Raw genomic sequence first — 10,063 nt, 5'->3', positions numbered from 1 at the left:
ATAATTGTATTTTTAGCCGGTCTTAAGTTTAATCGAAATTCAAAACCTTGAAGTATTACTCTCTTTTTTTAGTTATTTTATGTTTTAACTCCTGTCAATATTTTGACAAACCAGTTCCTTCTGAAAAGGAGTTGCTGCAAAAGGAGTTGAAGTCCATAAATTGGAAAGAAGTGGACGAATATCCTTCTTTTGTCGATTGTAATAAAATCGAAGGTAAAACCGAACGTCAGCAGTGTTTCTTTCAATTTTTGACCGAACTTATTCAAGAGAAAATAAGAATTGACACTCTTGGTACTTTATATCCAGAATTGGATACTATACAAGTAAAAGTAACTATTTTCCCTAATTCGCGCATACAATTCGAACCTTTGTTTCCTAAAGATTCGGTGGCCTATGATCGAGTAAAAATTGATAGTATTCTAAGAAAAAGGTTGGTTGGTTTTCCAAAAGTTAGTCCGGCCATCAAACGCGGAATACCAGTTAAGACGCAATTTGTTTTACCTGTAATTTTAAAAATGGAATAATGCCGTTCACTTTTTCTCATGCGGCTACTGTTTTGCCTTTTCTCAAAAACAAAAAAATTTCTGCCTCAGCAATAATAGTGGGAACACTTTCACCCGATCTCGAGTATTTTTTTCGAATGAAAATGCAAAGCGAAATCAGTCATACGCTCATGGGGATTTTTATTGTTGATTTACCTTTGGCCATTCTAGTTTTGTTTCTATTTCATTATTGTATCAAGAGGGCATTACTGCAAAATCTACCCTTGTTTTTTAGAGAACGAACGCAAGAGTTACAAGAGTCCAATTTTATTTTGTACTGCAAAAACAATATCTCCGTAGTGCTATTATCTTTTCTACTGGGAACGCTCACACACCTAGTATGGGATTCTATGACACATTATAACGGCTATGTTGTAGAACATTTTAAGTTTTTAAGCACACCTATTTTAGGATTACCTGTCTACTCCTTCAATCAATACATCAGTTCTATAGTGGGTCTTGTACTCATAGCCTTGTTTTTTTATAGATTACCAACCACCAAGGTAGCATCAGTAAAAATTAAATGGAGCTACTGGTTGTGGACAATTGGTCTTGCAATCCTAATTTTTGCCATCAGACTTTCGTTTGGAATACAAAGAGAAGAATGGGCGACCCTATTGGTAAGTGCCATTACCGCTGTTTTTCTAGCACTGGCTATAGTTGGTTTAGGGTTCAAAAAAGCGACTTATATCGATGCGTAGTGATTTAGTAAAAGTAAATAATTAGTTAAAATAGAGGTTATTCTTAATTAGAAAGCCAATCTTTGTACGGAATTAGGTTTGAATACCATTCAGGTTGATAATCCTAACGCTGTGTTTTGATAATTTTTAAAGTTTAACAATGCCTTTTACATTTTCACATGCTGCGGCTGTACTGCCATTTTTTAAAAGTAGAAAAGTTTCTATTTCGGGGCTTATAGTTGGTTCTGTCGCTCCAGATTTGGTGTACTTTTTCAACATGAATTTAGATAGTAAATACAGTCATACTTTAAGAGGCGTTTTTACAATAGATTTCTTGTATGCGTTCCTGCTACTTTTTGTCTTTCATTTAATTATAAAGAAGGCACTAATTCATAATTTACCTAAATTTTTTCAATCTAGAACACAAGAGTTGTTACATACAGATTGGATGTTCTATTTTAAACGGAATGTGCCGGTGGTATTACTCTCCTATGTTTTTGGAGCTTTCACACATCTTGTACTAGATTCTTTAACACACAACAATGGGTATTTTGTTATGCGATACGGTGGGTATAGTAGATCGTTTTTTGGAATTTCACTATTTATGTATGTGTATCGTTTTGTTTCTATTGGTGGTATGCTTTACCTGATGTTCTATTTTTATAAGTTACCTGTAGTCAAGCAAATCTTCTCTAAAATAAGTGTCTGGTACTGGTTGACAACGGCAATTGTTACAGCCGCTATTTTTTATTGGCGATGGACAAAAGGAATGGTTGAAGTGGCACAAGTTCAAATATATTTGGTGGTTTTACTAGCGTCCTTTGTTTGTGGACTTGTGGTATCTGGTTTGCTCTTCGGTCGGTCTAAAGCTATTGCTTAAACGTACGGCCTTTCCATTCATATGACCCAAAAACACTGTAAAGTGCCACCGTTACGGACCAAAATGGGTACAATACACTACTGAGAACTAAGTACCGAGTGGGTAAACTCAAAAATCGATTCGATTTTAGAATCAATCCTGCGTCGATAACTATTTTTATTCCAATTAAAAACAATGCTGTTTGATAATGCATAAAAAATGGTGCAAGAATAATTGTTAGGTTACCCAAAAAAACAACGATGCCCAATCCTTTACCAAACTGACTTTTATAGGCAGTTGTCTTGGCTGCCCAGCGTACTCTTTGGTAAAAAAGCGCTTGCCAATTGTCTACTGGATTTGTTGTGATTGTCGTGTTTTTCGATTTTAAATACTGAACACTTTCGGGCGCATGGGCAATAGCTTTTTGGAGTAAAAAAACATCGTCACCACTAGCAATTGCATCATTTCCTTCGAACCCATTTAGTGCTACAAAAAAAGATTTTGAATAAGCAAAGTTTGCTCCATTGCACATAAAACCTCGGTGGAGTCCAAAGCTACCGATCGTGGCGCCTTGTAAACTCGCAAGATCTAACTGCTGGAAATGATGCAAAAAAGAATCTTTGCAATTGTACCGTACTGCCCCCGCAATCATTTGTACAGGTTGCGCTTGTATATATGTATCTAAGGTGTACAACCAATTTGTAAGCACGCTACAATCGGCATCTGTGGTAATGATCCAATCGTTGGTGGTTCTGGCGATAGCAGTAGTTATAGCGTCTTTTTTTGGGGAATTCGAAAGTCGGTTATTCGATATTATCTTAACTTCAAAAGTATATTCTGCTGCCTGAAAAGGTTTTTCTGAAGCATCATCAACCAAGATTACTTCAAACAATTCTTTGGGGTAATTCAATTGCGCAATGCTGTCCAAAAGATGAGGTAGGTTGTGGGCTTCATTTCGAAAAGGAACAATAATGCTAAAAGTGGTTTTTGGGAGCGTAGCCATAACTTTCTGCTCTTTGATTTGGTCAAAACCATAAATCAAAGCCAAAATAGCGATGCCATAAACCAATAAACCAATAAGCACAAAAGCCATAAGTTGTATTTTAAGTATCGGTTGGAGTGATGCGAGATGTTTTAAAATTTAGAACATAAAAACTACCAAAAACTACCGGAATCACTACGTTTAAGAACCACATTAAGGTAGAGACAAAAATGATTATCCATTCGTTCACGCCAAGAAGTCCGAAAAAATAGATGGCTACACTTCCTTTTACAGCAAAATCTAAAAACTGAAAAGTAGGCAAGGATGACGCCAAGAAGTAAACACTTGTCACCGCCGACATTACGATCAAATAAGGCATGTTAACATCAAAAGCTAGAAATAAAAAATAATATTGATGCGAAAAAACAAGGTATCTGCAAATGCCCAAAAGAATGTTTTTTTGGTGAATGCTCTTCGGAATTTCATTGATCTTATGAATTAGTTTTTCGATAGAATACCCTTTGATTGTGATTTTTTTTATCGAAAATAAAACAACAAATAATACGATTAGTATACCAAAAATTATCGCCACGGTTTGGGTGGTGATCACGTTGTAATTGGCATTGAAATATAGTAGCCCAAACAAACCTATGATTACAGTGAGTACCATTTGGATACCGTTACATATTAGATTCAAAAAAATCACTTGCTTGGTTTCGTCTTTCTCATAATACATTGCTTTTCCAGCATATTCGCCTACACCATTGGGTGTGAAAATCCCAGCAGTCAAGGCTGCTAACACTTGTTTTGTAGCTTCTGCAATCGAGATGGGTTTGATAAAGGAAGCTAGATTTTGCCATTTTAAAATCTCAAAATAACGGTTTAATACACTCAAAAGTAGTAGAAAACTAATTCCAGAAACGGATTTATTTTTGTTAAAAATGGTGATAAACTGTGCCCAGTCTAGTTTGTCATTGTTGGCAAGCTGGTTGTATATAAAATAAAAAGCACCACCAACAATCAAAAGTTTGACTAGAAGTACAAGGAATTGCTTAGTTTTGTGTGAAATCGAAATCATTGGGGCAAAGTAACAAAACTTTGAACTTTGAAACGTTAAACTTGAAACAAAACTTTTGGCAAACGAACGCATCATATTAGGGATTGACCCCGGAACCACAATCATGGGTTTTGGAATCATTCGCGTGATTAATAAAAAAATGGAATTTGTGCAACTCAATGAATTGCAACTTTCAAAATACGACAATCATTATCAAAAACTGAAGATAATTTTTGAACGCACGATCGAATTGATTGATACACACAATCCAGACGAAATTGCTATCGAAGCACCTTTTTTTGGTAAAAATGTGCAGTCAATGCTGAAACTAGGTCGCGCACAAGGTGTGGCTATGGCCGCGGGACTTTCGAGAGATATTCCGATCACAGAATACGAACCTAAGAAAATTAAAATGGCAGTAACCGGTAACGGAAATGCCAGCAAAGAACAAGTTGCCAAAATGCTACAACAACTTTTGGGTTTGAAAGAACTACCCAAAAACCTCGATTCAACCGATGGATTGGCAGCTGCAGTTTGTCACTTTTTCAATTCAGGAAAGGTCATTGGCGAAAAAAGCTATTCTGGTTGGGATGCTTTTGTAAAAAATAATGAATCTCGTGTAAAAAAATAGTTTTCGGTCCTTGTACTGAAAACTGCGACTGTAACTGAACAATAAAAAAAATGTCCGGAATCTATATCCACATCCCTTTCTGCAAGCAGGCTTGTAATTATTGCGACTTTCATTTTTCGACCTCTATGAAAAAGAAAGACGAAATGGTTTTGGCTATTGCCAAAGAAATTCGGTTGCGCAAAAATGAGGGGCAAAACAAGGACGAATTGTCGAAGGTTGAAACCATTTATTTTGGAGGAGGAACACCTTCCGTTTTGAGTTTAGACGAGATAAATTTTTTAATTGAAACAGTTTATACAAACTATGCTGTAGTCGATAATCCCGAAATCACTCTAGAAGCCAATCCCGATGATCTATCTGAAGAACGAATTATAGCTTTTTCGAAAAGTAAAATTAACAGATTAAGTATTGGTGTTCAGTCCTTTTTTGAAGATGATTTGAAGATGATGAATCGTGCACACAATTCAGAAGAAGCCATCAAATGTCTGGCAGTAGCCACAAAATATTTTGATAATATTTCGCTTGATTTGATTTATGGTGTACCTGGAATGACCAACGATAAATGGCAGCAAAATATCGAAACGGCTTTGAGTTTTGGCATTCCGCACATATCTAGTTATGCTTTAACTGTCGAGCCCAAAACGGCGCTCAAAAAATTGATAGAAATTGGTCAGGTTGCCGAACCTAGTGATGTAGTGGCTCAAGAGCACTTTATGATTTTGGTCGACACCTTAGAGAAAAATAATTTCATCCATTACGAACTCTCTAATTTCGGTAAAGAGAATTATTTTTCAAAAAACAATTCTAGCTATTGGTTGGGTAATAAATATATCGGTGTTGGTCCTTCTGCCCACAGCTATGACGGCAAATCGCGTAGTTGGAATATCGCTAATAATGGTTTATATCTCAAATCCATTCAAAATGATGCACTACCTAGTGAAGCGGAAATTCTATCCACTGCAGACCGCTACAATGAATATGTTATGACTGGATTACGTACGATTTGGGGTGTTTCTTTAAAACGAATTGAATCTGAATTCGGTACGGTTTATTTCGAATACATACACAAACAAGCACATAAGTACTTGACAGATGAATTGTTGGTTGTTGAAGACGATATTCTTAAACCTACCAAAAAAGGGAAGTTCTTAACAGACGGAATCGCAAGTGACTTGTTTTATTTAGATTCTAATGACTAGATTGTAATTACGATTTCAAAGTATACGGTTGTCTTTTTGTTGTTTTTGTCTTAGTAGAAACACAAAGTACTGATAATCTGTTGTGTAATGCTATACTGTAAAAAACACTTTTCCTAACAGTGTCTGTAACCCTATCCTTTTAGAGTTAAGAAATTGAAATTATTCGAAAAAATACTACCTTTTTAACTCATTGCATTAAAAATATACTTAATTTAGAGGAATGGCTATTTTTCGAACAACAGCTTCTTTTTTATTGATAAGGAGGAGTTACATAAATTTGAAATTAGTTTTGATGTCTGTAAAATGGACAGTTGAATAAATTAGGAATATGAATTTAGAACGTTTTTACGACTATTGTTTGGCAAAGAAAGGGGTGACAGAACATTTTCCATTCGATGAAAAAACTTTGGTTTTTAAAGTGGGACAAAAGATGTTTGCCTTGAGCTCTTTACAGCAATGGGAACAGCAACAACCAGCAGTAAATTTAAAATGTAATCCTGAGCGTGCACAGGAGCTGCGCGCCGAGTATGAGTCTATTGTGCCAGGCTATCACATGAGTAAAGTCCACTGGAACACGGTTTATATTAATCAAGAGCTTGACGATGCTATGGTTCGGGATTTAATTGACCATTCTTATGAGCTTGTTTATGGCAGTTTGTCCAAAAAAATAAAGGCAGAAATGGAAGTTTTGTAAATTACCACTCATCGATACTTTTGAACCATTGGACTAGGTTAAAAGAGCCGTTAACGAATAGAGCCAATTGTAAATGATGTTTATATGTAACTTTATATTTTAAAACACCAACACAAAATACCATGAGCAAGGCACTAAACATACTATTAATAGAGGACGATGAGATTGAAGTAATGAAATTTAATCGTGTAGTCGGTTCGATGAAAGTCAACCACAAAATTATAGAAGCAAACAATGGAGAAGACGCGATTGAGATTTTGAAAATCAAAGACGTAGTTCCAGATATTATTGTATTGGATTTGAATATGCCAAAAATCAACGGGATTGAGTTCTTGGGTATTTTAAAAGCAGATGATTACCTTAAATATATACCGACAATTATATTGTCAACTTCAAACAATCAAAAAGATTTGTTGGAATGCTATAGAATTGGCATTGCAGGATATGTAATCAAGCCATTGAAATATGATGATTATGTAGAGAGAATTACAAAATTGATTGAATATTGGAGTGTAAACGAATTAATCACTAATTAAGAACTTATGTACGGAATCGTTAATAAAGCTATAGAAGACCTTGTAATAGCCAATTTTGGTCAAGAGAAATGGGAAGCAATTCATAAACGAAGTGGCGTTGCAGTTGATTTCTTTTTGAGTAATGAAATTTATGACGACGATGTAACCTACAAAATAGCCACCGCTGTATCAGAAGAAATGGACATGTCCTTGAGTGATGTCTTGATTGTTTTTGGTGAATGGTGGGTAGTGCATACAACCAAAGATAAATACCCAGGCTTATTAGAATCAGGTGGAGATAATTTACGTAACTTTTTGGTCAATTTACCTAACTTTCACAATAGGGTAATGTTGATCTATCCTAAGTTAAGTCCGCCAGAATTTAAAATTAGTAATATCAGTGTAAACGGTCTTCATTTGCATTATTTTTCTAAACGAGAAGGTTTGCAAGAGTTCGTTAGAGGTATTTTACAAGGATTAGGGATTATATACGAAACTCCAGTTACTTTAGAATTAATACAATCTAGAAATGAAGGTAGCTCACACGAAATATTCAAAATAAATTGGTAACAACATGGATGGAAAAGGAATAAAATTCGATTGTAAAAGTTTTAATAGATTATTTCCATTTTATATCCAATTGAGTCCAGATTTGAAGATTCTCAGCTTTGGACAAAGTTTATTAAAAGTGTGCCCGGATCTTAAAGAGGGTGCAATGATGAACGATTTTTTCGAAATAAATAGACCTCACCTTGATAGTCTAAGTTTTGAAGAAATAATGAACAATAAGGAGCAACATATTCTGCTTGAGTGTATCCAAAACAAATTATTACTTAGAGGTCAATTTGAATTTGTTGATCAAACCTTACTTTTTGTTGGTTCACCTTGGTTCACAACGATGACTGAGGTTATTGATAGAAAATTAACCGTACATGATTTTGCACATCACGATCCTTCATTAGATTTATTGCATGTCCTTAATAATGCAGAAAACACGTCAAAAGAGTTAAAAGACCTTTTGTTGACCATCAATAAACAACGCAACCAACTCAAAAAAGATAAAGAGGAATTAAACCGCCTGTCTTATGTTGCAAGTGCCAACAAAAATGGTGTCGTTTTTACGCACCTAGACGGTGTGATTTTTTGGTGTAATGATGCTTTCTCCAGATTAACGGGTTTAACCAAAGAAGAAATTATCGGAAAAACTCCTCTGCAAGTTGGTAAGACAGACAAAACCAGTAAAGAAGAAATCCATAAAATGATGGAAGCTTTTTACAAAGGCGAGTCGTTTGAAGTAGAGTTGGACCACGCTAGAAAAAATGAAAATTCTTTTTGGGCAAGAGTGAAAGGACAACCTATCATGGATGAAAATAATCGTCCAAATCAATATTTTGCTATTCTAGAAGATATATCCTTAAAAAAGAAATACGACGAAAGTCTAGAGGTAGAAAAAGAAAAATACCGTAGTATTATTGCAAATATGAATTTAGGCTTGCTAGAGGTAGATCTTAATGATACAATTACGCTAGCAAATCAAAGTTATACTGATATGAGTGGCTTCACTCGAGATGAATTAGTAGGAAGAAAGGTTAATTCTTTGTTTCTTGATGCGGAGAGTCAAAAACTTATTGCATCCAAAGATGCTTTGCGCTCTGATGGAATAACAGATTCGTACGAAATTAAAGTTCTGGATAAGTTTAATCAACAAAAAACATGGTTGATAAGCGGAGCTCCCAACTATAATATTCAGGGTGACTTAATAGGTTCTATCGGAATTCATTTAGATATTACTGAGAAAAAAGAGCAAGAAGAGCAATTGTACTTGCTGTCTCTCATAGCCGAAAAAAATATCAATGCCGTAATTGTTTGCGATGCCAAAGGAGTGATAGAATGGGTAAATACTAGTTTCTTGACGATGTCAGGGTACACCAATGAGGAAGTTATTGGTCAGCGACCTGGTAAATTATTGCAGGGAGATGAATCAGACAAGGAGACTATTGCTTATTTAGGGAAGCAGCTTTCAAAAGGGTTGCCATTCAATTGCGAATTAGTTAATTATTCGAAAAAGAAAAAGAAATACTGGGTTCGTATTCAAGGGCAAGCATTATATGACAAGTCAGGTAAAATAACCAAATATTTTGCGATTGAAGAAGATATATCTGCTCAAAAGCTTTTAGAAAAACAAAAAGGTGTGCTTCTTGATGATTTGGCTAAGAAAAATCAAGAATTAGAAGATTATGCACAAATAGTTTCACACGATTTAAAGTCGCCTTTACGTAGTATCCATTCTTTAATCAATTGGATAAAAGAAGAAAATGCGGATAACTTTACTATCGATACCAATAAATATTTTTCATTAATGGAAAATAAGGTCGAAAAGATGGACCATTTGATCGAAGGTATCTTAACATATTCTAAAATTGACAAAGGGGAAACTAAAAGTGAAAATGTAAATACCAACGATATTGTTTCTAGTATTATTGATATTATTCATATACCGGAGCACATCAAGGTACAAATCAATAATCAAATGCCAACGATCAAGGCAGATCGTTTTAGAATTCAACAAATGTTCCAAAACTTAATCGGGAACGCAGTTAATTACATTGATAAAAAAGAAGGTTTGGTCGAAATTGCCTCTGAAGAATTTGATAATTACTATGTTTTCTCTGTAAAAGATAATGGAGTAGGGATGCCAAAAGAGATTCATGCCCGTATTTTTGAAACCTTCAAAGCCTATACCACGAGTAAACATTCTACTGGTTTAGGTCTATCAATTGTCAAAAAAATTGTTCAATTTTACAAAGGTGAGATTTGGCTCGAAAGTGAAGTAGGTACTGGGACAACTTTCTTTGTGAAATTATACAAATAAAGTCCTAGTTGGTTATCGAAATTTTCGAAAAT

Annotated in this window: 11 protein-coding genes; 9 read left to right on the top strand and 2 right to left on the bottom strand. The window is 34.9% G+C overall.

Features of this window, described 5'->3' with window-relative positions; genetic code table 11:
* Window positions 1-47 precede the first annotated feature (47 nt).
* The 3 genes from FFWV33_RS02485 (at window position 48) to FFWV33_RS02475 (ending at window position 2,102) form a co-directional block, all read left to right on the top strand.
* A complete protein-coding gene (locus FFWV33_RS02485) occupies window positions 48-524 on the top strand; it encodes a hypothetical protein (RefSeq protein WP_108739437.1) in 477 nt (158 codons plus the stop codon).
* Window positions 524-1,243, top strand: coding sequence for a DUF4184 family protein (locus FFWV33_RS02480; protein WP_108739436.1), 720 nt, complete (start codon window positions 524-526; stop codon window positions 1,241-1,243). Before FFWV33_RS02485 ends, FFWV33_RS02480 begins: the two co-directional genes overlap by 1 nt.
* A gap of 139 nt (window positions 1,244-1,382) precedes the next feature.
* Window positions 1,383-2,102 carry a DUF4184 family protein gene (locus FFWV33_RS02475; protein WP_108739435.1) on the top strand — a complete coding sequence of 240 codons (720 nt, stop codon included), beginning with the start codon at window positions 1,383-1,385 and terminating at the stop codon, window positions 2,100-2,102.
* Here the strand turns inward: FFWV33_RS02475 and FFWV33_RS02470 are convergent.
* Together FFWV33_RS02470 and FFWV33_RS02465 are read right to left on the bottom strand one after the other, a co-directional pair.
* A complete protein-coding gene (locus FFWV33_RS02470) occupies window positions 2,092-3,174 on the bottom strand; it encodes a glycosyltransferase family 2 protein (protein WP_108739434.1) in 1,083 nt (360 codons plus the stop codon). The genes FFWV33_RS02475 and FFWV33_RS02470 overlap by 11 nt on opposite strands.
* 10 nt (window positions 3,175-3,184) lie before the next feature.
* The gene (locus tag FFWV33_RS02465; RefSeq protein ID WP_108742433.1) at window positions 3,185-4,141 is read right to left on the bottom strand and encodes a lysylphosphatidylglycerol synthase domain-containing protein; all 957 of its coding nucleotides are present in this window, start codon (window positions 4,139-4,141) and stop codon (window positions 3,185-3,187) included.
* 55 nt (window positions 4,142-4,196) lie between these two features.
* Between FFWV33_RS02465 and ruvC the strand changes: the two genes are divergently transcribed.
* The 6 genes from ruvC to FFWV33_RS02435 all read left to right on the top strand — a co-directional run bounded on the left by ruvC (window position 4,197) and on the right by FFWV33_RS02435 (window position 10,031).
* Window positions 4,197-4,751, top strand: a complete 555-nt coding sequence (ruvC, locus tag FFWV33_RS02460; RefSeq protein ID WP_108739433.1) for a crossover junction endodeoxyribonuclease RuvC — start codon at window positions 4,197-4,199, stop codon at window positions 4,749-4,751.
* A 50-nt stretch (window positions 4,752-4,801) separates the two neighbouring features.
* The gene (gene hemW, locus FFWV33_RS02455; protein WP_108739432.1) at window positions 4,802-5,950 is read left to right on the top strand and encodes a radical SAM family heme chaperone HemW; all 1,149 of its coding nucleotides are present in this window, start codon (window positions 4,802-4,804) and stop codon (window positions 5,948-5,950) included.
* Window positions 5,951-6,278: 328 nt separating this feature from the next.
* Window positions 6,279-6,644 carry an MmcQ/YjbR family DNA-binding protein gene (locus tag FFWV33_RS02450; protein WP_108739431.1) on the top strand — a complete coding sequence of 122 codons (366 nt, stop codon included), beginning with the start codon at window positions 6,279-6,281 and terminating at the stop codon, window positions 6,642-6,644.
* 122 nt (window positions 6,645-6,766) lie between these two features.
* Window positions 6,767-7,180 (top strand): response regulator, encoded by a 414-nt coding sequence (locus FFWV33_RS02445; RefSeq protein ID WP_108739430.1) that lies wholly within the window; start codon window positions 6,767-6,769, stop codon window positions 7,178-7,180.
* Between the two features lie 6 nt (window positions 7,181-7,186).
* A complete protein-coding gene (locus FFWV33_RS02440) occupies window positions 7,187-7,729 on the top strand; it encodes a heme NO-binding domain-containing protein (RefSeq protein ID WP_108739429.1) in 543 nt (180 codons plus the stop codon).
* A gap of 4 nt (window positions 7,730-7,733) precedes the next feature.
* Complete coding sequence (locus FFWV33_RS02435) at window positions 7,734-10,031, top strand: PAS domain S-box protein (RefSeq protein ID WP_108739428.1); 2,298 nt, start codon at window positions 7,734-7,736, stop codon at window positions 10,029-10,031.
* Window positions 10,032-10,063 lie beyond the last annotated feature (32 nt).

Source organism: Flavobacterium faecale (genome assembly GCF_003076455.1).
GTDB lineage: Bacteria > Bacteroidota > Bacteroidia > Flavobacteriales > Flavobacteriaceae > Flavobacterium > Flavobacterium faecale.
Note: the sequence above shows the minus strand (reverse complement) of the source record. Positions and strands in the feature narration are given on the sequence as shown.